Raw genomic sequence first — 273 nt, 5'->3', positions numbered from 1 at the left:
CGATCATGAACCTGGCCGATGCGCTGGACACGTACATCCCGACGCCGGAGCGCGCGGTGGACGGCACGTTCCTGATGCCGGTGGAAGACGTGTTCTCGATCTCGGGTCGCGGCACGGTGGTGACGGGTCGCGTTGAGCGTGGCGTCGTCAAGGTCGGCGAGGAAATCGAAATTGTCGGTATCAAGCCGACGGTGAAGACGACCTGCACGGGCGTGGAAATGTTCCGCAAGCTGCTCGACCAGGGTCAGGCGGGTGACAACGTGGGTATCCTGC

At 63.4% G+C, this 273-nt stretch carries 1 protein-coding gene; it reads left to right on the top strand.

Translation table 11 applies throughout. The features are described 5' to 3' along the window. On the top strand, positions 1-273 hold a 273-nt coding region (locus BN2475_RS22670; protein WP_245841145.1), incomplete at both ends, for an EF-Tu/IF-2/RF-3 family GTPase.

The organism is Paraburkholderia ribeironis, from assembly GCF_900019265.1.
Lineage (GTDB): Bacteria > Pseudomonadota > Gammaproteobacteria > Burkholderiales > Burkholderiaceae > Paraburkholderia > Paraburkholderia ribeironis.
The sequence above is the reverse complement of the archived record's forward strand: the minus strand, read 5'-3'. Positions and strand labels throughout refer to the sequence as shown.